General features: G+C 57.4%; 21 protein-coding genes. 10 read left to right on the top strand and 11 right to left on the bottom strand.

The annotated features are described in order from the left end of the window. The first annotated feature begins 8 nt into the window (after positions 1-8). Genes BBB56_RS18065 through crtB form a run of 6 tightly spaced genes read left to right on the top strand, consistent with a single transcriptional unit; the run spans position 9 to position 6830 of the window. Positions 9-917: a polyprenyl synthetase family protein gene (locus tag BBB56_RS18065; protein WP_123802321.1), complete on the top strand. Its 909-nt coding sequence runs from the start codon at positions 9-11 to the stop codon at positions 915-917. Positions 918-962: 45 nt separating this feature from the next. Then, on the top strand, positions 963-1997 hold the full coding sequence (fni, locus tag BBB56_RS18060; protein WP_123802320.1) for a type 2 isopentenyl-diphosphate Delta-isomerase: 1035 nt from the start codon (positions 963-965) through the stop codon (positions 1995-1997). After that, positions 1994-3283: a glycosyltransferase gene (locus BBB56_RS18055; RefSeq protein WP_123802319.1), complete on the top strand. Its 1290-nt coding sequence runs from the start codon at positions 1994-1996 to the stop codon at positions 3281-3283. The genes fni and BBB56_RS18055 overlap by 4 nt, the downstream gene beginning before the upstream one ends. Next, entirely contained in the window at positions 3267-4430 is a 1164-nt protein-coding gene (gene crtY, locus BBB56_RS18050; protein WP_123802318.1) for a lycopene beta-cyclase CrtY, read from the top strand. The genes BBB56_RS18055 and crtY overlap by 17 nt, the downstream gene beginning before the upstream one ends. After that, positions 4427-5908, top strand: coding sequence for a phytoene desaturase (locus BBB56_RS18045; RefSeq protein ID WP_123802317.1), 1482 nt, complete (start codon positions 4427-4429; stop codon positions 5906-5908). The genes crtY and BBB56_RS18045 overlap by 4 nt, the downstream gene beginning before the upstream one ends. Then, positions 5901-6830 (top strand): 15-cis-phytoene synthase CrtB, encoded by a 930-nt coding sequence (gene crtB, locus BBB56_RS18040; protein WP_123802316.1) that lies wholly within the window; start codon positions 5901-5903, stop codon positions 6828-6830. Before BBB56_RS18045 ends, crtB begins: the two co-directional genes overlap by 8 nt. Here the strand turns inward: crtB and BBB56_RS18035 are convergent. The 6 genes from BBB56_RS18035 to BBB56_RS18010 form a co-directional block, all read right to left on the bottom strand. Next, the gene (locus BBB56_RS18035; protein ID WP_123802315.1) at positions 6769-7302 is read right to left on the bottom strand and encodes a sterol desaturase family protein; all 534 of its coding nucleotides are present in this window, start codon (positions 7300-7302) and stop codon (positions 6769-6771) included. The two genes, crtB and BBB56_RS18035, sit on opposite strands and share 62 nt — an antisense overlap. 531 nt (positions 7303-7833) lie before the next feature. Continuing rightward, complete coding sequence (ahr, locus tag BBB56_RS18030) at positions 7834-8850, bottom strand: NADPH-dependent aldehyde reductase Ahr (RefSeq protein WP_123802314.1); 1017 nt, start codon at positions 8848-8850, stop codon at positions 7834-7836. 20 nt (positions 8851-8870) lie between these two features. Beyond that, positions 8871-9461 carry a flavin reductase family protein gene (locus tag BBB56_RS18025; protein ID WP_123802313.1) on the bottom strand — a complete coding sequence of 197 codons (591 nt, stop codon included), beginning with the start codon at positions 9459-9461 and terminating at the stop codon, positions 8871-8873. Positions 9462-9573: 112 nt separating this feature from the next. Next, positions 9574-9843: a hypothetical protein gene (locus tag BBB56_RS18020; RefSeq protein WP_123802312.1), complete on the bottom strand. Its 270-nt coding sequence runs from the start codon at positions 9841-9843 to the stop codon at positions 9574-9576. A gap of 820 nt (positions 9844-10663) precedes the next feature. Beyond that, complete coding sequence (locus BBB56_RS18015) at positions 10664-11698, bottom strand: YsnF/AvaK domain-containing protein (RefSeq protein WP_123802311.1); 1035 nt, start codon at positions 11696-11698, stop codon at positions 10664-10666. 27 nt (positions 11699-11725) lie between these two features. Continuing rightward, the gene (locus tag BBB56_RS18010; protein WP_233593063.1) at positions 11726-12133 is read right to left on the bottom strand and encodes a DUF2382 domain-containing protein; all 408 of its coding nucleotides are present in this window, start codon (positions 12131-12133) and stop codon (positions 11726-11728) included. Between the two features lie 644 nt (positions 12134-12777). On the opposite strand from BBB56_RS18010, the gene BBB56_RS18005 reads away from it, so the two are divergent. Next, positions 12778-14541, top strand: coding sequence for an EAL domain-containing protein (locus BBB56_RS18005; protein WP_123802310.1), 1764 nt, complete (start codon positions 12778-12780; stop codon positions 14539-14541). A 63-nt stretch (positions 14542-14604) separates the two neighbouring features. On the opposite strand, the gene BBB56_RS18000 is transcribed toward BBB56_RS18005, so the two are convergent. After that, complete coding sequence (locus tag BBB56_RS18000) at positions 14605-15129, bottom strand: phenolic acid decarboxylase (protein WP_123802309.1); 525 nt, start codon at positions 15127-15129, stop codon at positions 14605-14607. 199 nt (positions 15130-15328) lie between these two features. Here BBB56_RS18000 and BBB56_RS17995 point away from each other — a divergent pair, with 199 nt between their 5' ends. From BBB56_RS17995 to BBB56_RS17985, 3 genes are read left to right on the top strand one after another with little or no spacing between them, the layout of a single operon-like run. Next, positions 15329-16249, top strand: a complete 921-nt coding sequence (locus BBB56_RS17995; RefSeq protein ID WP_123802308.1) for an extracellular solute-binding protein — start codon at positions 15329-15331, stop codon at positions 16247-16249. A 47-nt stretch (positions 16250-16296) separates the two neighbouring features. Further along, on the top strand, positions 16297-17043 hold the full coding sequence (locus tag BBB56_RS17990) for a molybdate ABC transporter permease subunit (protein ID WP_370661867.1): 747 nt from the start codon (positions 16297-16299) through the stop codon (positions 17041-17043). Continuing rightward, entirely contained in the window at positions 17043-17456 is a 414-nt protein-coding gene (locus BBB56_RS17985) for an ASCH domain-containing protein (RefSeq protein ID WP_123802306.1), read from the top strand. Before BBB56_RS17990 ends, BBB56_RS17985 begins: the two co-directional genes overlap by 1 nt. 315 nt (positions 17457-17771) lie before the next feature. Here BBB56_RS17985 and BBB56_RS17980 read toward each other — a convergent pair whose 3' ends face one another. From BBB56_RS17980 to BBB56_RS17965, 4 genes are read right to left on the bottom strand one after another with little or no spacing between them, the layout of a single operon-like run. After that, positions 17772-18551 carry an ABC transporter ATP-binding protein gene (locus BBB56_RS17980; protein ID WP_123802305.1) on the bottom strand — a complete coding sequence of 260 codons (780 nt, stop codon included), beginning with the start codon at positions 18549-18551 and terminating at the stop codon, positions 17772-17774. Next, positions 18548-19234 (bottom strand): ABC transporter permease, encoded by a 687-nt coding sequence (locus tag BBB56_RS17975; RefSeq protein ID WP_123802304.1) that lies wholly within the window; start codon positions 19232-19234, stop codon positions 18548-18550. The genes BBB56_RS17980 and BBB56_RS17975 overlap by 4 nt, the downstream gene beginning before the upstream one ends. A 9-nt stretch (positions 19235-19243) precedes the next feature. Further along, entirely contained in the window at positions 19244-19969 is a 726-nt protein-coding gene (locus tag BBB56_RS17970) for an ABC transporter permease (protein ID WP_123802303.1), read from the bottom strand. A gap of 6 nt (positions 19970-19975) precedes the next feature. Then, entirely contained in the window at positions 19976-20824 is an 849-nt protein-coding gene (locus BBB56_RS17965; protein WP_199756257.1) for a transporter substrate-binding domain-containing protein, read from the bottom strand. Positions 20825-20834: the final 10 nt, after the last annotated feature.

The raw sequence follows: 20834 nt of genomic DNA, 5'->3' as shown, positions 1-20834 counted from the left end.
CTGCCATCATGACTATTTTTGCTGAAAGAGATCCAACCCTTATTCCCAGCGATCCCCTGATGCTACTGAACGACATCGAACAGCGCCTCGATCGGCTGCTGCCGGTTGAGAGCGAACGCGACTGTGTGGGGCTTGCCATGCGCGAAGGCGCGCTGGCGCCGGGGAAACGCATTCGACCGGTCTTGCTGATGCTTGCCGCGCAGGATCTGGGCTACCGCGATGACCAAAACGGCCTGCTGGATATAGCCTGCGCTATCGAGATGGTTCATGCCGCCTCGCTGATCCTTGACGATATTCCCTGCATGGATGACGCCGAGCTGCGGCGCGGCCGCCCGACAATACATCGTCAGTTCGGCGAACCCGTCGCCATTCTGGCCGCGGTGGCGCTGCTGAGCCGCGCCTTTGGTGTCATTGCCCTGGCCGAGGGCATAAACAGTCAGGCGAAGACGCAGGCCGTCGCGGAGCTCTCCCATGCGGTGGGTATTCAGGGACTGGTGCAGGGGCAATTTCGTGACCTGACCGAGGGCAACCAGCCGCGCAGCGCCGACGCGATTCAACTCACCAATCACTTCAAAACCAGCGCCCTGTTTAGCGCGGCGATGCAGATGGCCTCGATTGCCGCAGGCGCGCCGCTGGACGCGCGAGAAAAGCTGCACCGCTTCGCGCTGGATCTCGGCCAGGCCTTTCAGCTGCTGGACGATTTAACCGACGGTCAGAGCGATACCGGCAAAGACCCCTGTCAGGATGCGGGTAAATCAACGCTGGTTAATATGCTGGGCTGCCAGGTAGTAGAAAAGCGCCTGCGCGATCATCTGAATCGCGCTGACCGTCACCTTGCTTCCGCCTGTACCAGCGGTTATTCCACCCGGCATTTTGTTCAGGCCTGGTTCGACAAAAAACTCGCTTCGGTCCGCTGACCGCGCGTTTGCCGTCTGCATTCCGTTTGAATACAGGGAACAGCTATGAAGGACACGGACCTGACGAAACGCAAAAACGACCACCTGGACATCGTGCTGCGCAATACCGCGCCCGCGCCAGGCGGGTTTGCTCGCTGGCAATTTACCCACTGCGCGCTGCCTGAACTGCATCTCGATGATATCGATCTGCGTACCCGGCTCTTTAACCGCACCATGCAGGCGCCCTTTCTTATCAGCTCCATGACCGGCGGCGCGGCGCGCGCGTTAACCATTAACCACCATCTCGCCGAAGCCGCGCAAACGCTGGGCCTGGCGCTGGGCGTCGGCTCGCAGCGCGTGGCGCTGGAAAGCGACAACAATTTTGGTCTGACGCGCGAGCTGCGTCGTATTGCCCCTGACATTCCGCTGCTGGCGAATCTCGGCGCCGCGCAAATTCTGGGCGAATCAGGCCGTAAGCTGGCGCTCAGTGCCGTTAATATGATCGAAGCCGATGCGCTGATCGTGCATCTCAACCCCCTTCAGGAAGCGCTTCAGCACGGCGGCGATCGCGACTGGCGCGGCGTGCTACAGGCAATTGCGCAGCTGGTGGAACAGCTGGACGTGCCGGTGGTGATTAAAGAGGTCGGGGCTGGTATCTCTGCGCCAGTCGCGCAGCGGCTGGCCGAGGTCGGCGTCAGCATGATTGATGTCGCGGGCGCAGGCGGCACCAGCTGGGCAGCCGTTGAAGGCGAACGCGCCAGCACGGTGCAGCAGCGCGCGGTGGCGATGGCCTTCGCCAGCTGGGGGATCCCTACCGATGAGGCGCTGCGCGCAGTACGCGCCGCGCTTCCCGGTATGCCGCTAATCGCCTCAGGCGGTATCCGCGACGGTATCGATGCGGCAAAAGCGCTACGCCTCGGCGCGGATATTGTTGGTCAGGCGGCGGCGGTGCTCAGCAGCGCGCTGCACTCTGCGGAGGCGGTAACGATCCATTTTCAGACGCTGATCGAGCAGCTGCGCGTCGCCTGCTTCTGTACGGGCAGCGCCAATTTGCGACAGCTACGCCTTGCGCCGCTACAGCGCGCGGGAGAAGCAGCATGAGCCACTTCGCCATTATCGCGCCGCCCTTTTACAGCCATATGCGCGCGCTTCAGACGCTGGCGCAGGCGCTGATAGCGCGGGGCCATCGCATTACCTTTATTCAGCAGGCGGATGCCGCCGCGCTGCTCAGCGACAGCAATATCGGGTTTCACGCTATTGGGCAGGCGACGCACCCGGCAGGCAGCCTTAGTCATACCTTGCAGCTGGCCGCCCACCCTACCGGATTAGGCATCCTGCGGCTCATCCGCGATATGGCCAGCAGCAGCGATATGCTGTGCCGCGAGCTGCCCGCTGCGTTGCGCTCGCTGGGGATAGAGGGGCTGATTGTCGATCAGATGGCCCCGGCCGGCGGCCTGGTGGCTGACGCGTTGCGGCTACCCTTTGTCTCCGTGGCCTGCGCGCTACCGGTTAACCGCGAAGCGCATTTTCCGCTGCCCGTTATGCCTTTTTTGTGGGGCACTAACAGCGCCGCGCATGAACGTTTCGCCTCCAGCGAAAAAATTTACGACTGGATGATGCGCAGCCACGATCGGGTACTGGCGCGCCATGCTCGCGCGTTCGGCCTGTCCGGCCATCATCAGCCGCATCAGTGCCTGTCGCCGCTGGCGCAGATTAGCCAGCTGCCGCACGCGCTCGATTTTCCGCGCCGCGCGCTGCCTGAACACTTTCACGCCACCGGCCCGCTACGCGAAGCCCCTGGTCAGCCGGCCGCGCCGCTGTTCAGCAACGGCCCGCGACCACGCATTTTTGCCTCGCTCGGCACGCTGCAAGGCAGCCGCTACGGCCTGTTTAAAACCCTGGCGAAAGCCTGTCGCGAGCTGGATGCCGAACTGCTGATCGCCCACTGCGGCGGCCTCAGCGATTTTCAGGCCAGGAAACTGCTGCGCGCCGGCGCCGCGCGGGTCACCGACTTTGTCGATCAGCGCGCCGCGTTGGCGCAGGCGGATGTGGCCGTCACCCACGGCGGGCTGAACACGGTGCTTGACGCCGTCACGCACGCCACGCCGCTGCTGGCGATTCCGATCGCTTTCGATCAGCCGGGCATTGCCGCGCGGCTGGTGCATCATGGTCTGGGCATTCGCGCCTCGCGTTTCGCCACCAGCCATCAGCTTGCGCGCCATCTGCGTCATCTGCTGGAGGATGACGCCACCAGACAGCGTATGGCGTCGCTGAAGCCACAGCTAACCCACTGCGGCGGCGTTGAGCGCGCCGCCGAAATTACCGCGCGCGCGCTGCTGACGCGCCAGCCGGTTCGCGCGGAGAAACATTATGACATCGCAGTATGATCTGCTGCTTTTAGGGGCTGGTTTGGCAAACGGCCTGCTGGCGCTGCGGCTGAAACAGCGCCAGCCTCATTTGCGCGTGCTGGTGCTGGAAGCTGGCGCAAGGGCAGGCGGCAATCATACCTGGTGTTTCCATGCGGGCGATCTCAGCGAAGAGCAGCATCGCTGGATCGCGCCGCTGGTTGCGCACCACTGGCCGCACTACGAGGTCCGCTTTCCCCAACTGACCCGCCAGCTTAACAGCGGCTACTTTTGCATCAGTTCCGCGCGCTTCGATGAGGTGCTGCGCGCAGAGCTTGGCGATGCGCTGCGGCTTAATCAGACCGTAGCCTGTTACGGCGCCGATCATGTTCAACTTGCCAGCGGCGAGGTGCTGCGCGCGCGCGCCGTGATTGACGGCCGCGGCTACCAGCCTGACGCGGCGCTGCATATCGGCTTTCAGACCTTTGTCGGCCAGGAGTGGACGCTGAGCCGCCCCCACCGGCTGACAGGACCCGTTCTGATGGACGCAACCGTTGATCAGCAGGGCGGTTATCGTTTCGTTTATACGCTGCCGCTCTCTCCGACCCGCCTGCTGATTGAGGATACGCACTATATCGACAACGCCTCGCTGGCGGCGGCGCAGGCGCGTCAGAACATTTGCGATTACGCGGCGCGTCAGGGCTGGCAGCTGGAAACGCTGACGCGCGAAGAGCGCGGCGCGTTACCTATTACCCTGGCGGGCGATTTTAGCCGCTTCTGGCAGCATCGTCCGCCTGCCGTCGGGCTGCGGGCCGGACTGTTTCACCCCACCACCGGCTACTCTCTGCCGCTGGCGGTGTCGCTGGCAGACAGGCTGGCTGCGGAACAGCAGTTTTCCCCCGAAACGCTCGCGCCGCGTATTCAGCAATTCGCGCAGGCCGCCTGGCAGCGCCAGGGCTTTTTCCGCATGCTTAACCGCATGCTGTTTCTGGCAGGCGACGCGGATCAACGCTGGCGCGTTATGCAGCGCTTTTATGGCCTGCCGCAAGGACTGATTGCGCGCTTTTATGCCGGTCAGCTTACGCTGGCCGACCGCGCGCGCATTCTCAGCGGCAAACCACCCGTACCCGTACTGGCGGCGCTCCAGGCTATTCTCACTCACCCTTCCGGACGAAGAGCATCACGATGAAGCACACCACGGTAATTGGCGCAGGATTTGGCGGACTGGCGCTGGCGATTCGCTTACAGGCGGCGGGGATCCCGACGCGACTGCTGGAGCAGCGCGACAAACCAGGCGGCCGCGCCTATGTTTATCAGGATCAGGGCTTTACCTTTGATGCCGGTCCCACGGTGATCACCGATCCCACGGCGATCGAGGAGTTATTTACGCTGGCGGGCAAATCGATGCGCGACTATGTCGAACTGCTGCCGGTCACGCCTTTTTACCGGCTCTGCTGGGAGTCCGGCGAGGTCTTCGATTACGATAACGATCAGACAAGGCTGGAGGCGGAGATCCGCAAATTCAACCCGCGCGACGTGGCGGGCTATCAGCGCTTTCTCGACTATTCACGCGCCGTTTTCGCCGAGGGCTACCTGAAACTCGGCACCGTTCCCTTTCTGTCGTTTCGCGATATGCTGCGCGCCGCGCCGCAGCTGGCGCGCTTGCAGGCGTGGCGCAGCGTCTACAGCAAAGTGGCAGGCTTTATCGAAGATGACAAGCTGCGGCAGGCCTTCTCTTTCCACTCTCTGCTGGTCGGCGGCAACCCTTTCGCCACCTCGTCAATCTATACGCTGATCCATGCGCTGGAGCGCGAATGGGGCGTCTGGTTTCCGCGCGGCGGCACCGGCGCGCTGGTGCAGGGAATGATCAAACTGTTTCAGGACCTGGGCGGCACGCTGGAGCTTAACGCGCGCGTCAGCCGGATCGAGGCAAAAGGCGACAGCATATCGGCGGTTCATCTGGAGGATGGCCGGGTATTTGAGACGCGCGCCGTCGCCTCTAATGCCGATGTCGTGCATACCTATGGCGATCTGCTCCGCCAGCATCCTGCGGCAGCGGCCCAGGCCAGTAAGCTAAAAACCAGGCGCATGAGCAATTCGCTGTTTGTGCTCTACTTCGGCCTTAACCATCATCACGACCAGCTGGCGCATCATACCGTCTGCTTTGGTCCGCGCTACCGCGAGCTGATTGACGAGATCTTTAACCGCGACGGGCTGGCGGAAGATTTTTCCCTCTACCTGCACGCCCCCTGCGTGACCGATCCGTCGCTGGCCCCGCCGGGCTGCGGCAGCTACTACGTGCTGGCCCCGGTTCCTCATCTGGGTACCGCCGATATTGACTGGCATGTCGAGGGGCCACGGCTGCGCGATCGCATTTTCGCTTATCTGGAACAGCACTATATGCCCGGTTTGCGCAGCCAGCTGGTGACGCACCGCATGTTTACGCCGTTTGATTTTCGCGATGAGCTGAATGCCTGGCACGGATCTGCCTTCTCGGTCGAGCCGATTTTAAGGCAGAGCGCCTGGTTTCGCCCCCATAACCGCGACAGCCATATCCGCAACCTCTATCTGGTCGGCGCAGGCACCCATCCGGGCGCGGGCATTCCCGGCGTGATCGGCTCTGCCAAAGCCACCGCCAGTCTGATGCTGGAGGATCTGCATGAATAATCCCACCCTGCTGCATCACGCGGTCGAAACCATGGAGGTGGGTTCAAAGAGCTTTGCCACCGCCTCGAAGCTGTTTGACGCCAAAACCCGACGCAGCGTGCTGATGCTCTATGCCTGGTGCCGCCATTGCGATGACGTTATCGACGAGCAGGAACTGGGCTTCGCCAGCAATATCCCCTCGGCGCAATCGCCCCAGCAGCGTCTTGAAGATCTGGAGGCTAAAACCCGTCAGGCGTACGCAGGCGCGCAGATGCCTGAACCAGCGTTTGCCGCCTTCCAGGAGGTGGCGATCGCTCACGATATTTCACCCGCTTACGCCTTTGGTCATCTGGAAGGCTTTGCGATGGACGTGCGCGGCGCGCGTTACGAGACCCTTCAGGATACGTTACGCTACTGCTATCACGTTGCCGGCGTGGTCGGGCTAATGATGGCGCAGATTATGGGCGTGCGCGACGAGGCGACACTAGATCGCGCCTGCGATCTGGGCATCGCCTTTCAGTTGACCAATATCGCGCGCGACATTGTGGAGGATGCGCGGGCGGGTCGCTGTTATCTGCCGGAGAGCTGGCTGGAAGAAGCCGGACTGGATCGGCTTCATTTTGCCGACCGCGCGCACCGTACGGCGCTGGCGGGGCTGGCGCGACGGCTGGTCAGCGAGGCCGAACCCTACTATGCTTCGGCCACGGCGGGTCTTGCCGGTCTGCCGCTACGCTCAGCCTGGGCGATTGCCACCGCGAAAGAGGTGTATCGTCGCATCGGCGTGAAAGTTTATCAGGCGGGTGAGACCGCCTGGGATAACCGCCAGTCAACCAGCAAGCAGGAAAAGCTCCTGCTGCTGGCGGCGGGTTCGGTGCAGGCCGTCAGATCTCGGGCGGCCGCTTCGCCGCCGCGTCCTGCCGAGCTGTGGCAGCGTCCGCGTTAGCCTTGCGGCCATGATGCTGACGCAGCGTCGCCTGCAGTTTTGACAGCGGCGGCGCATAGAGAAAGCCAAAAGAGACGCAGTGTTCTTTTCCACGCACCGCATGATGCAGACGATGCGCCATATAGAGTCGTTTAAAGTAGCCGCGTCGCGGGATGTATTTAAAGGGCCAGCGCTGGTGCACCAGACCATCATGGACAATAAAATAGAGCACGCCATAAAGGGTCATACCCGCCCCTATCCACTGGAGCGGCCAGACGCCGCGACTGCCGAGGTAGATTAATATAATCGCCACGATAGCAAACACTACCGCGTAAAGATCGTTAACTTCAAACCAGCCGGAATGCGGTTCGTGGTGGGAGCGGTGCCAGCCCCATCCCCAGCCGTGCATAATATATTTGTGCGACAGCGCAGCGGCGATCTCCATCGCAGCCACGGTGAGTAACACGATTAAAGCATTCCAGAACCACAGCATAAATTCTCCTGTAAGTGCATCCTGCAAATCAGCCCGGTTCAGGCTGGCTATCATCTTCTGCGGCGCGCCGCAGGTGAACCTTAATTCTAGGCGATGAGCGGCAATTCGCCGTGGGGTTTACGCCGCTCAGCCGTCTGGATCGTTAAAATCTTTGTGTCAGCCGTTGCGCTGGTGAGCAGCTCAGGCTGCGCCAGCCATAAAATGATTCATGCACAAATTTTCTACCAGGCGGGCGGTAATCACGCCTGTCGAACTACGCGAAACAGGCCTGCCGTCCTCCTCCGTCGCGATCGCTCGTCAAAACAGGCAGCCGCTGAGAGCGAAGACTTGCAGGCCATTAGCCGTAGTTGCTGGAAACGGTCATGAGCGGCCTGAGGAGGGGGAAGCGCCGGATCTGAAACCGGAAAGCCCGCTGCTGGACGCCAGCGGCGAAGCCTGCCATGCGATACTGGAGAGGAGGGATATGATTTTGACCGAACGGCCAAAAGTCTGTTCTGACGCAAAAGCGCGCCTGACAGGCGCGCTTTGTTATCAAAAATCGGCTTTCAGAACGATACGATAGTGCGCCTTACCGGCACGCAGGTGATCGAGCGCATCGTTGATTTTCGACATAGGGAAATATTCTACCGTCGGAGCGATGTCCGTGCGGGACGCCAGTTTGAGCAGGGAGCGCAGCTGTCCTGGCGATCCGGTTGACGAACCTGTTACTGCCCGATCGCCGACGATCAAATTAAACGCCTGTACTTCAAACGGCTTCATAACGGCGCCGACCGTATGGAATTTCCCTTTCGCCGCCAGCGCCTGGAAATAGGGCTGCCAGTCAAGGTCGACCGCCACGGTGCTGATAATCAGATCAAACTGGCCCGCCAGCTTTTTCAAGGCTTCCGGATCGCGGCTGTTGACGACGTAATCCGCCCCCATCTGCTTGATGGTGTCAGTTTTTGACGGCGACGAGCTAAACGCCGTCACCTCTGCGCCCAACGCACGCAGCAGCTTAATCGCCATATGGCCGAGACCGCCGATACCGATAACGCCCACCCGGCTGGTTGCGGTGATATTATGCATCAGCAGTGGCTTGAATACGGTGATGCCGCCGCACAGCAGCGGGCCTGCCGTCGCCGCGTCCAGATTTTCCGGCAGCGGGATCGCCCATTGCCAGTTAGCGCGCAGACGGCTGGCGAAACCACCGTGGTTATTGATGGTCGATACTTTGTTATTTTCACAGTTGACCTGCTCGCCGTTGATGCAGGCGTCGCAGTGCTGACAGCTTTTCGCCGTCCAGCCAATGCCCACGCGCTGACCGAGGCTAAGCCCCTTATTCTGCGCGCTGTCGCCTAGCGCTACAATGCGGCCAATGACTTCATGGCCCGCGATCAGCGGATAGGTAGAGCCGCCCCACTCATTGTCGATCATCGACAGGTCTGAGTGGCAGACGCCGCAGTAGTCCACTTCAACTTCTACGTCTTCCGCGTCCAGCGGACCTGGATCGTACTCATAAGGTTGCAGTGCCTCTCCAGCCTGCATTGCTGCATAACTCTTAATTTTCATGCTCTTCCTCGCTGAATTGTTCAATGCGCTTCAGGCAGCGTAGCGCTGAAGCCGTTTGCCACCGTAACGAACTCGCCGCCGCCAAGATGATGCAGCGTATGCAGCGCGCGGTTTTCGGCGCTGAAATGCCATCTTCCGTCATAAAAAACCCGACTGTCGGCCGCTGCCGCCACCACTTCGCCAAACAGCGTGTCGTAGTTTTGCTGGGCTTCGGTTGCGGGTAACAGGCGACACTCCAGCCAGGCGACGCAGCTCTCTTCCAGCAGCGGTACGCCAAGCTCAGGGCCGTTAATGGCCTGAATGCGGTACTCGCTAAATTTATCCCGCTCACGTCCGGTGGTATTGCCCACCGCATAGGTCAGATCGGCATAAGCGGCGGCCGGCACGCAGATGCCAAAGGCGCCGCTCGTTTCGATAAGCTCGCGCGACCAGGCGGATTTATCGACCACAATAGCCACGCGGGGCGGCGTGAACTCAACCGGCGTTGACCAGGCGGCAGCCATGACGTTTCGACGTTGGGTTTGCGGATGCTGGCTGGTAATCAAAATGGTAGGACCATGATTGAGCAGACGGCTGGCGTGCTGAAGCGCCACCGGACGAAAATGCGACATGTCGGTTCCTTTCTAAAGTGGACGCACAGATTTGCACATCATAAATCGCTGTAAACGTTTTACTTTACAGCTTTTCAGCCGTTGCGGTTTGCCGCTGCGTGCCGGACCGTTTTTACAGGGGATCGTGATTCAGCGGCGTACGAAAAGCGTGACGCGCCGCGGTCATGAGTTGAGAAGCGGTAACAGTCGGCGGCAGCCGCGTAAGCACTTTGCTGGCCTGCCAGTAACATAACACCATTACCTCATCGGTTTCGTTCTCGGCCAGCTCTCGTAGCCGGGCGCGCAGTGATAACACGTTCAGCGTTTGCTGCTCGTCCAGCATCTCTTCAATGGTTTTATTGATCACGTCGTGGATAATTTTCCAGGAAATATTCGTAAGCAAAATCAACCTCTTTCAGCGCTTTCAGTTTTCGGAGCAGTCAGAACCTGTCATCACACAGAAGGGGGATCTGCGGATAAGAAAATGTGAATACGGCATTAACTATAGCCGTTTCCGGTAGCCTCAGGCGACTTTTACATAACGGGATTATCACAGTGGAAGCGTTTTCAAAATTTGCGTTATCGCATAGCTATAAGCGCGTGAACAAGCTTGCTTTTACAATGAAACTGTTAAAAGAGGGAAAAGTGAATGCGGCGGTTGTCTGAGGCGACAGAGAGGTTACGCTGTATCAAGGCGTAAATAAAAATGATGCGACCGGCCGCCGCAACGGCCAGTTCTGATTTAGCGGTACAATAAAAAGAGGACCTACAAAGACTGTTTCGTGTCGTCATCTTCGTAAGCAGGTATTTCTGCATCATCTGGCAGAGGTTGGGTATCAGGCCGTTCTGACATAAGCATTACCTCATTATTTGCACGATGTAACCGAGGATAAAGCCATATTTATCCAGTTTACCGACGCCTTTTGACTTGAACGCGCAGTCTGAATAATCACGCTTTTTTTCCCGATGTGCCGACAGATTGCCCTGATCAGGCATGAACCCATGAGATCACAGCAATTTCAGACGCGAACGCGCCGACTTTTCAGGTAACATCTGGCAATAGAATAAACTATTCCATGCAGGGCTAATCCCGATAGATTGATGCGTGCAGGCGGGGAGGTTGACGAAAAAGCCAACACCAGGGCGAAAAGTCCGCTTTCCCGCTGCAATATTCACTGGCGTCGATCATGGCAGCCTGACCCCTTGTCAGGCTGCCTGCCGCCTTACGGACGTTTCAGCAGAGGATCGGTTTTATCTTCATCCTGCACTGCGGCTGCGCCGCTTCTTTCAACCACTCGTCCTTCAGCGTCCGTTTCCGTGCCGACACGGGCAGTGGTGGCGTCGCCCGTTAAAGGTGTGCCTGCAACTGCGCCGACACGCGCAGTTGCGGCATCGTCCGTTAAGGACGCGTCTGTCGCGACGCCGGTGTTCGCATGCTCAATATCGACTTCCTGACGGCGCACGGTATCGGTAACGTTTTCAACGCGCTCGCTCTGATCGGTACGCACCACCACTTCTTCTGTGACATGCGCCGTTTTGTTGATTACCGGCTGCTCATGCGTTTCAGCGACTTCAATGGTTTTATCTTCCCAGTCCACGTTGTCTGTTGCGGCCAGGTCGCCCGTTGAGCGGCGGAAAATATCAGCGTGCTGCTCGTGAAGCGAAACGTTTTCAGAGACCTGATCGGTTACCGTATAACGGCGCACGCGTGTGGTGCCTTCGCTGACCAGACGTTTACCGACTTCCAGACGCTCTTCGGCCAGACGCAGCACCTCTTCTTCGCTTTCATCGCCTGTCAGAGAAGTACGCACCGGCTCCGTCAGGCCGCGATCGCCAACCGGATTGAGATCGGGATCGGCGCCGGCATAGGTGTCTGTGTCGGTGACGGTGCGCGCGCTGGATACGCTGTAGCCATCGTCCTGCGCCAGACCGCTACCGCCGGGAAGTTCGCCAGTATCATGCGCATCAAGAATGCTATAGGCGCGCGGCAGCTGTTCTTCATCTGCGCGCAGGGTCAGCACCACGCTACCTGACCTGATGGCATCTTCGTACACGCCGCTCTGCTCTTCGTCGAGCGTGCTGCCAAAAAGACGCTGCCAGAAGCCGGGATGGCGAGCCTCATGTCCTTCTGATTTCAGACGTTCGCCAGAAATCACATCGATGTCATGATCGGCAAAACCCGCTTTGATCAGGCTGCGCTTTGCCCCTTCTGCCTGAGCCAGGGTACTGAACATCGTTACGATCTTTTCGTGTGCCATGGTTTTTCTCCTGCGTGATGGGATGGCTTAGGTGTCCTCTTCTTTCCGGTCAATCTCGACATGCTGTTTACGCAGAGGAACACTCTCTTCCCAAAGAACCTGCTCTTTGGTTCGCCGGATATGAAGTTCCTCTTTTAGAACCAGCCTGCGAATGACTTCGACCTCTTCTTCCACTACCGGAACAATCAAAACGCCCTCTTCTTCTCTGATTTCAGGCATTGAGGCAACGCGCTCATTTTTCGGCACATGAGTTACCTCGACATTTTCCCGGCGTAACATCAGACTCACTGGCTCGTTGTGCGTCGTCGTCTGGCGTCTGATGGTGACAAGAGCGTCCAGAACGTTTTCCCGCGTTACGGTCAGCTTTTCTTCAGCGAGATGCATAACGTCTTCCTTTGCATCCGGATGTTCGTCATTGTGTGAAGAAGAAGCCATATTTCACCCTTTATGTAATGCCCGGTTGAAATAAACACCCTGATATAATCAAATCAAAAGCATTTACAACTAAAGAGATTTAAGTCTGGGCCAAAAACCAGACGATGCAAGCCAGACGGCAAAATAAATTAAATCCGCTGTTTTAATAAGTCTGAAGGGAAAAGTTCCCTTGAAACGCATTTTTATTTTTATTGTTTCTTAACAATGAGTTAATGAAATTACGTTATTTTCAGCGCCATAATTTATTCAGGACAAATCTGAACTATACGATGGAAAATTTACGCTACGGCTTAATAGTGGCTTTGATAAATGATTGATCCATAAGTAAAGGCTTTTAAATTATCTGACTTTATCTGCGAAGATTAAAAAAATATTTCAACCCGTTAATAATGATGTCTACGGAGAAAGTGAAAGCAGGTTCTGGATATTAAACCCTCACCGGATCGGATTTTTTAGATAAAGCGCCTTCTTTTATAGGCGCAGCATGCAGAGATAAATTTAAGTAAAAAAACCTCTGCATGATGAAAATAATTATGACAAGGCGGAGCGGGATGCGTATGCTGGCCAAAACGCAGAATTACTTTATGGCTCAGAATTAGCTCAGCCGGAGGGTGCCTGCTCTCCCTATTCTGACTGGCAAAAAAATGCGTGACTTATGGAGTATCGCTACGGTTAAACCGGGTGAAAACGAGATTCAACAGCTCAAAGCCTTTGACGCCGAGCGAGAAGAAATTTTAAAAAAGTTTGTCCTTCTCGCCAGTCAGGTGCTGGATATTCCTGCGGGCTTTGTTTCAGTGCTGGATGAGGACAGCCAGTATATAAAAGCCTCGCACCGATTTGATCTTACCGTTTCTTCTCGTCAGGACGCCCTCTGCCGCTATGTGGTGGAGAGCCAGGCTGCCGTGGTGATCCCCGACACCAGCCTCGATGCGCGCTTTTTGCGTCACCCTCTGGTCCTTGGCTCGCCTTATATTCGCTTCTATGCCGGTGTTCCCTTAATCACGCCGACCGGTGTTGCCATAGGCACGCTGTGCGTGACGGATACAGAACCCCATCTTTTCCCAGGGGAAAAGGTCGCCACCTTAACTATGCTGGCCCAGCTCGTCACCGCGTTCCTGACGGCCTGGCATGCGGCCGGCTTTACCGATACGCTGACCGGGCTACCCAACCATCGCAGGCTGGTACGGGATTTACTGTTTCTTCAGCAGGCGCAGGATGACAGGCTCAGGCGTCTGATTGTGATTGAATGCCTCGATCTGCCGCGCACCTTTGAGCTGGCCCGCACGCTGGGCATCGAGCCGGTCAGTAATTTATTGCAGGATCTGGCGACGCTGCTGCCGTTGCGTCTGCGCCTCTCGCCAGGCGATCTGTTTTATGTGCTTTCTGCCGGGCGTTTTGCCCTGCTGGCCAGCGACACCAGTCGTATCAGCGCCGCCTGGGTCGCAGGCAGGCTGGAAGGCATTACGGCTGACGTCGGGGAAGGGTTATCGGTTTCGCTTTCCCCTTTTTCAGGCGAAACGCTGTTTCAGGCCCATATTCAGCCGCCCGCAGACATTATCAGCCAGGCGCTGGAAGCCATGCGCGAAGCGGTGAGCCTGAAGATCCCGGCGTTAAGCTTCCGTGATGAGCTGCGGGCGCAGCAAAAAAGAGAGATGAGCCTGATGAGCGATCTTTCCGCAGCGTTACGGGGCGGCGGCGGTCTCTACCTGGTGTACCAGCCGAAAATTTGCCTGCACACCGGCAAAACCGTCGGGCTGGAAGCGTTGATCCGCTGGAAACATGCGGTTCACGGCGAACTGTTGCCAGCGGCCTTTCTTCAGCTTGCCAGTCAGACGAACCTGCTCGCCTTGCTGACCGAATGGGTAATCAATGAATCCATTGCACAGCTGGTGAAGTGGAAGCTTACCCGCTATCAGCTGCCGGTGACGGTTAATATCAGCGGACAGGACTTTTCCCGCAGCGGATTTGTAGAACGGCTGGTCGATAGCATGGCGAAAGCGGGTCTGCCTCACCATCTTCTGGGCGTAGAGTGTCTGGAAACAGAGAAAGTGATTGAATGCCCTCAGGCATTAAAAGGCATTGACGCCCTGAAAAGTAAAGGGTTCTCAGTGGCGCTGGACGATTTTGGCGCGGGCTACAGTAATATCAACTACCTGAGCAGGGTGCCGCTGGACGTTATTAAGCTTGACCGTTCGCTGGTCAGTCAGATAGCGACAGATACAGCCGCGCGCATTATCGCCCGCAGTATTATCACCATGCTGAAAGAGCTTAATTATGTAGTGATTGCAGAAGGCGTTGAGGATGTTCAGACGCTAAATGAGTTAAAACGATTTGGCTGCGATCAGGCTCAGGGCTATTTTTACTCCCGACCTCTGAAACCTGAAGAACTGGAAGTCTGGCTCCAGTAGTTTGTGCGCTGCTCTGTCACCGGTAATGTTGACACCTGAAAACATGACAGAGCAGTCTTTTAGCTATTTTCCCTCGAAGAAGTTTTCTGGCAGCTGGCCTGGCGCCCTGTCAATGACGCTGTCATTATCGCGCCCCTCATTTTTCATATAGGTAACTTCGGCAAATTCCGGGATGATCACGTAGGGGTAGGCAGGGCCTTCGTCTCTGAAGCGATGCATATCCTCAATAAATTCATTCTGATAGCAGATGGTCTTTTCAGGATGCTGACCTTCGCCGGCGATCCACTGAGGAAAGAAAATGGTGCCGTGCAGAAGCTTACGATTGAGATCGAAAAGCAGACTGACGCAGGTTCCTGTTGGCTCATGCCAGTCCACCTTAAAGATACCGGGCGCAAACTGGACCGCATTCATTTTCTGGTTGGTTACCCAGCGGCCGCCTACCAGTCCCTGATGGATGCGATAGTCGCAGGTGGTTTCATTGCGGGCATACCACTCATACTTCCAGCCATTATCATAGGTGTAAACGAAATGGGTTCCTACAAACTGCGAAAGGTCGCTGGATGAGGCGTTAACCGTAGCGATGGTCATAGGCACTCCTTTTTATTTTTAACATCAAAAGTCTGGCGTACCAGACGAGTCGGCTTTGCCGCTTCACTAATTATTGTTGAGATCGGAAGTTTTGGGCGCCCTTTTACGCACTATTTAGCAAGGGTTTCCTTTCTCTCTTGCCTGAGGGGCATGACCTGAGGATAATCGTTATCTACTTTTTTATATAACGAGGAAGGGAATGAGAAAGGTCGCATTTTTAGCCGTTGCGATGGGCGCAGCCTGGAGCGTTTCGGCAATGGCAACGGATATTCGCGTCACCTATGCCGGTTCAATGGGCAAAGTTATGGATGAGAGCTTAGGCCCGGCCTTCGCCAGAGAGCATAAAGGTAACTATCAGGGACAGGGACAAGGCGCATACGGTATGGCGCGCCTGCTGGCCAGCAAAAAAATCGCCGCAGACGTTTTTGTTTCCATTACGCCAGGACCGATGCAAATTCTGAAAGATGCAGGTCTGATCGAGACCGCCGTCCCGGTGGCCAGCACCAGCATGGTGATTGCCTACAGTCCGAAAGGTCAGTATGCGCAACAGTTTGCCGCCGCTGCGAAAGCGGGCGATGCCAGCTGGCTCGACGTGCTGGCGACGCCTGGCGTGAGATTTGGCCGTACCGATCCGGTAAACGATCCCAAAGGTCAGAATATCGTTTTCACCCTGCTGCTGGCAGAAAAGTATTATAACAAGCCGGGCATAGCCGACAAAATCATGGGCGGCGTGCAGAATCCAGCGCAGACGCATCTTGAAGGAGGTCTGCTGGCGCGGCTGGAGAGCGATCAGGTTGACGCCGCAGCCGGTTATGAAAGCGAGGTGATCTCTGCGCATCTGCCCTACGTCGCCTTACCGGATGAAGTTAACCTCAGCAATCCGGCCGACGCAAAAAAATGGTACGACACCGTTAGCTTTACGCTTAAGGACAGTAAGGGCGAAGAGAAAACCCTGCATACCCAGCCGCTGGTTTATTACGCGGCGGTGCTGAAAAATGCTCCCAACGGAGCAAAAGCCGGTCAGGCCTTTGTGGATTTCATGCTGAGCAAAGCAGGTCAGTCGCTGTATAAACAGAACGGCTATGCTGCGCCCAAAGGTGACGCGCTTTATCTGCAATGAAAGACGCTCGCTCTTCAGCACTGTGGTTATCGCTGCCGGCACTGTTTATGCTGGCAGTACCTTTCCTGACGCTTGTCGGCCTCACCCGCTGGCATCACTTTCATCTGGCCTGGGGCGACGGCGACGCTATCGCCACGTCAACCGGGCTGGGGCTGATTTCCCTGCTGTTCATCGTGATAAGCGGTCTACCTGTGGCCTGGTGGCTGTCGCAGGCGCGAGGTAAGGCCCGCCTCATTGTCGAGCTAGTGGTTCTGATCCCGCTGCTGACGCCGCCGCTGGCAATGGGCATTTTACTGGTTAGCGCGTACGGTCCTTACGGACCGGCCGGATCGCTGCTTGCGCGCTTCGGCATTGAACTGGTCAATAATCCTGCTGCCTTTGTACTGGCGCAGTGGTATGGCGCGCTGCCCTATTTCATCACGGCGGCGCGATCGGCTTTTAATAGCGTGCCCGTTGCTATTCTTGAAGCCGGCCGCACGCTGGGCGCCTCGCCCTGGCAGCGGTTTCGTCGCCTGTCGCTGCCCCTCGCCGCGCCAGGGCTGGCCTCGGCTGTAGCGCTGGCCTGGGTGCGCGCCATCGGGGAATTTGGCATCGTCATGATCTTTGCCTATTTCCCGCAGGGCATTCCGGTTAAGCTCTACAACAATTTGCAGAATGACGGCGTGGATGCGGTGTATATCCTGCTGTGGCTGCTGCTGTTGTTTACTTTACCTTTGCCGCTGGCCTGTTTTGCGCTTGTGCGCCGTTACGCGCGCGACAAACAGCCTTCGCGCAGCCGATCGGGAGTGATCTGATGTCCGTTTCGCTTGAGCAGTTATTTGATAAATACCCCGACGCCCGCGCCTGGGCGTTCGGCGACTCCGCTGAACTGGCCGACCGTCTGGCTACGCTGGTTATCGCCGGGAAAAAAGTCGCCAGCTGCGGCTCGCTACAGGGCTGGAACAAGGATAATGAAAAGCCGCAGCCCGGCGGTTACAGCATTGTGCTGGACGGCGCGGGTCAGCCGCGCTGCGTGATCCGCACCACAGGGCTGTTTCTGACCCGCTTCGATCGGGTAACGCCAGAAATGGCGATGCTGGAGGGGGAAGGCGATCTCAGTCTTGAAAGCTGGCGCAGCGAACATCAGCGCTTTTTTCAGAATGAGGGAAGCTTTCATCAGGAGATGGAGCTGGTATTTGAGACCTTCCAGCTGGTTGAGGTGGTGTGACGCAGGGCCAACGCGCGTCGCCATTTTGTTTGCGCGCGGCACGGCGCTTACGTGAAGCATCGTCGTGCGCCGGGCAGACGCGGGTAAAGGGTAAGCTGCCGGTAAACTGGCCATAAAAGACGGGAAAACAGCGCGACGTTTTCAGTCTGGCTGTTCACTATGCTGCCAGGCCTGCATACCGCGCCGTTAGCAATGTCGCTCATTAAGAAGTCACCCAGCAAGTAGCCCGCTCAGGCTCAGAGGTTAAATCAGCAAAGAAATACGGCGTCCTTCGGACGCCGTATTTTATGGACAGCCTGGGTCGCGTTATCCGTTTTAACTGGCATTGCGTTGAAAGTGACTGCTCACAAACGCGCGACAGCGCGGCGACACCGGATCGAGAAAAACCTGTTCCGGCGTTCCCTCTTCTTCCACCATGCCCTGATGTAAAAACACAGCTTTATTCGACACGTCGCGCGCGAAGCCCATTTCGTGCGTCACAATGATCATGGTGCGCCCCTCCTCCGCCAGCCCGCGAATAACCCGCAGAACCTCGCCCACCAGCTCTGGATCGAGGGCAGAAGTCGGCTCATCAAACAGTATGGCCTTCGGCTGCTGCGCCAGCGCGCGCGCAATGGCCACGCGCTGTTGCTGCCCACCCGAAAGCTGCGACGGCCAGGCATCGCGCTTCGCATACAGTCCCACTTTATGCAACAGCGCTTCAGCCTCTTCGGTGGCTTCTTTGACGTTACGCTTCTGCACGTGCACCGGCGCTTCGATAATGTTCTGCATCACCGTTTTATGGGGCCACAGATTGAAGCTCTGAAAAACAAAGCCAAGCTGCATACGCATCAGCTTGATACGCTGACGCTGAGCGCGACTCAGTTTTTCGTCTGCGTTATCCAGCGTCACACTGTTTTCACCTACGGCGATCACGCCTGCCTGCGGCACCTCAAGAAACGGAATGCAGCGCAGCAGCGTACTTTTACCCGATCCGCTGGCTCCAATCAGGGAGATGACGTCGCCATCCTGCGCCGTCAGGCTAATGTCGTGCAGCACTTCATGTCCCGCATAGCTTTTTCTGAGATGGCTCAGCATGATAGTCGGTTGGGTCATGAACGCGCTCCGAAATAGTAGGGTGATAAACGCCGCTCCAGCATGGAAACGCCTTTGCTGACCAGCATGCTCAGCAGCAGATAGATCACTGCCGCGCTCAGGAAAACCTCCAGCGCGCGAAAGGTTGAAGAGACAATAGAGTCAGCAATGCCCGTCATCTCCATCAGGCTGATGGTGCTGACCAGCGAGGTCGATTTGGTCATAGAGATAATTTCATTGCTGTAGGCAGGCAGCGCCTGGCGAATGGCAACAGGCAGCGTGATGCGCGTAAAAATCTTATGCGACGGCATACCGCAGACTTTTGCCGCCTCCAGCGACTGACGGCTGACAGCGTTTAACCCGCCGCGCAAAATTTCTGAGGTATAGGCCGCATCGTTGAGGATCAGCGCCAGCAATCCGCACCAGTAAGGCTCGCGCAGCAGCGGCCACAGCACGCTTTCGCGCACGACAGGCAGACTACCCAGCCCGTAATAAACCATAAAGATCTGAATCAGCAGCGGCGTGCCGCGAAACAACCAGACATAGAAGCGTGCAACATAGCTGCCGATGCGCGTCTGGCGTAGCAGATTCAGCAGCAGCGCCAACACGCCGCCGCCCAGCAGCGACAGTACCGCCAGATTCACCGTCAGCGGCAGGCCCTTAAGCAACGCCAGAAAGGTGTCCTGTAAAAAAGAGATGTCCATCGGGCTTCCTTAAACGCGGGTGCGCTGCTGGCCGCGCATGGAGAATTTTTCCACGGCGCGGAATACCCAGTCGGAGCAGGTGGTAATGATCAAATAGATAACCGCGCCGACGCTATAGAAGAAGAATGACATCTGCGTCGAGTTGGCGGCGGTGGTGATCTGATTCATGGTTTCGACCAGGCCGGTTACCGAGACCAGTGCCGACTCTTTAATTACCGACTGCCACTGGTTACCCATTCCCGGCAGCGCCGTTTGCAATGCCTGAGGCACAATCATGCGACGGAACAGCATGAGCCGTCCCATGCCCGTTACCGTCGCCGCCTCCAGCGTCCCGCGCGGGATCGCATAAAAGGCGCCGCGAAACACGCTGCTCTGATAGGCACCGGAAATCAGGCCGATGGCGACGGCCCCGGCGATAAAGCCATTAACGTCGAAGGGTCCCTGCAACCCCAGCGCGGTGCCTGCCGCAGCGACGACCTGACGTCCGCCGAAATAAAACAGATAGATCACCAGCAGCTCAGGCACGCCGCGAAATACCGTGATATAGCCTGCCGCAAGCCGCTGCTGCCAGCGAGAACCCGCAATCTGCATCCAGCACAGCAGACTGCCCAGTACCGCGCCCAGCAGCCAGGCGCACAGCGAAACGGTGACCGTCACCGTGGCGGCGTTCAGCAGCACGCCGCCCCAGCCTTCATCGCCAAAGCCGATCAGCTGCCAGTCAATTTGCGTCAACATGGGCTATCAGACTTTCGGCGCGACGTCTTCGCCGAACCATTTCACAGACAGTTTGCTCAGCGTGCCGTCTTTGATCATCGCAGAAAGCGCCTCGTCCAGCGCCGCCTTCAGCTCGGCGCTGCCTTTGCGCAGACCAATCGCCGATCCCGCGCCCAGCACGCCGCCGCTAAAGCCGTAGCCGGTGCTGCTGATGGCGCTGGCGTGTTTTTTCACAAACGCATTCAGATTGGTACGCGACGCCATTACCGCGTCAACGCGGCCATTCATCAGATCGGCAAAGGTTTCCGGACCGGCCTGGTAGGTGCGAATAGTGGCGACGTCACCCAGATACTTTTGCAAGAAATCCGCCTGAATCGTGGCGACCTGCACCGCGATAGTTTTACCTTTGAAAGTGGTTTTCAGCTCATCAATCGCTTTTTGCATCCCCGCCGCGTCATCGGCAGTTACCACAGTGCCGGTGCCTGGCAGGGTGGCCAGCGGCGAGTTTTTACTGGTGACGAAGCTGGAGATGCTGACGGTATACTGCTGAGTAAAATCAATCGCCTCGGCGCGTTTTGGCGTGACCGTTACCGCATCGATAACGGCATCATATTTACCGTCGATCAGACCAGGGATCATGCCTGACCACTTCTGGGCGCTGATTTCATACTTAAAGCCGACGCGCTTAGCCAGTTCAGCCACAATATCAGGCTCGTAACCGACGATTTTGCCGCCTGGCGTGGTCTGGTTAAACGGAGGATAGCTACCCTCGGTAGCGAACTTTAAGGTGCCGAAATCTTTTGCCTGGCTAAGCGTCGGCAGGGCCAGCAGACCCAGTGCCAGTGTGGCCGCGAACAGGCCTTTGCGCATCATCATAGTGTTATCC

Origin of the sequence: Candidatus Pantoea deserta (assembly GCF_003813865.1) — a bacterium.
Classification (GTDB): Bacteria; Pseudomonadota; Gammaproteobacteria; order Enterobacterales; family Enterobacteriaceae; genus Pantoea; species Pantoea deserta.
This window is presented reverse-complemented; position numbering and strand designations above follow the sequence as displayed.

What these genes read in the sequence shown, in the direction of transcription:
- BBB56_RS18065 (WP_123802321.1), top strand. Translation starts at nt 9, where the DNA reads ATGACTATTTTTGCTGAAAGAGATCCAACCCTTATTCCCAGCGATCCC.
- fni (WP_123802320.1), top strand. Translation starts at nt 963, where the DNA reads ATGAAGGACACGGACCTGACGAAACGCAAAAACGACCACCTGGACATC.
- BBB56_RS18055 (WP_123802319.1), top strand. Translation starts at nt 1,994, where the DNA reads ATGAGCCACTTCGCCATTATCGCGCCGCCCTTTTACAGCCATATGCGC.
- crtY (WP_123802318.1), top strand. Translation starts at nt 3,267, where the DNA reads ATGACATCGCAGTATGATCTGCTGCTTTTAGGGGCTGGTTTGGCAAAC.
- BBB56_RS18045 (WP_123802317.1), top strand. Translation starts at nt 4,427, where the DNA reads ATGAAGCACACCACGGTAATTGGCGCAGGATTTGGCGGACTGGCGCTG.
- crtB (WP_123802316.1), top strand. Translation starts at nt 5,901, where the DNA reads ATGAATAATCCCACCCTGCTGCATCACGCGGTCGAAACCATGGAGGTG.
- BBB56_RS18035 (WP_123802315.1), bottom strand. Translation starts at nt 7,302, where the DNA reads ATGCTGTGGTTCTGGAATGCTTTAATCGTGTTACTCACCGTGGCTGCG.
- ahr (WP_123802314.1), bottom strand. Translation starts at nt 8,850, where the DNA reads ATGAAAATTAAGAGTTATGCAGCAATGCAGGCTGGAGAGGCACTGCAA.
- BBB56_RS18025 (WP_123802313.1), bottom strand. Translation starts at nt 9,461, where the DNA reads ATGTCGCATTTTCGTCCGGTGGCGCTTCAGCACGCCAGCCGTCTGCTC.
- BBB56_RS18015 (WP_123802311.1), bottom strand. Translation starts at nt 11,698, where the DNA reads ATGGCACACGAAAAGATCGTAACGATGTTCAGTACCCTGGCTCAGGCA.
- BBB56_RS18010 (WP_233593063.1), bottom strand. Translation starts at nt 12,133, where the DNA reads ATGGCTTCTTCTTCACACAATGACGAACATCCGGATGCAAAGGAAGAC.
- BBB56_RS18005 (WP_123802310.1), top strand. Translation starts at nt 12,778, where the DNA reads ATGCGTGACTTATGGAGTATCGCTACGGTTAAACCGGGTGAAAACGAG.
- BBB56_RS18000 (WP_123802309.1), bottom strand. Translation starts at nt 15,129, where the DNA reads ATGACCATCGCTACGGTTAACGCCTCATCCAGCGACCTTTCGCAGTTT.
- BBB56_RS17995 (WP_123802308.1), top strand. Translation starts at nt 15,329, where the DNA reads ATGAGAAAGGTCGCATTTTTAGCCGTTGCGATGGGCGCAGCCTGGAGC.
- BBB56_RS17990 (WP_370661867.1), top strand. Translation starts at nt 16,297, where the DNA reads ATGCTGGCAGTACCTTTCCTGACGCTTGTCGGCCTCACCCGCTGGCAT.
- BBB56_RS17985 (WP_123802306.1), top strand. Translation starts at nt 17,043, where the DNA reads ATGTCCGTTTCGCTTGAGCAGTTATTTGATAAATACCCCGACGCCCGC.
- BBB56_RS17980 (WP_123802305.1), bottom strand. Translation starts at nt 18,551, where the DNA reads ATGACCCAACCGACTATCATGCTGAGCCATCTCAGAAAAAGCTATGCG.
- BBB56_RS17975 (WP_123802304.1), bottom strand. Translation starts at nt 19,234, where the DNA reads ATGGACATCTCTTTTTTACAGGACACCTTTCTGGCGTTGCTTAAGGGC.
- BBB56_RS17970 (WP_123802303.1), bottom strand. Translation starts at nt 19,969, where the DNA reads ATGTTGACGCAAATTGACTGGCAGCTGATCGGCTTTGGCGATGAAGGC.
- BBB56_RS17965 (WP_199756257.1), bottom strand. Translation starts at nt 20,824, where the DNA reads ATGATGATGCGCAAAGGCCTGTTCGCGGCCACACTGGCACTGGGTCTG.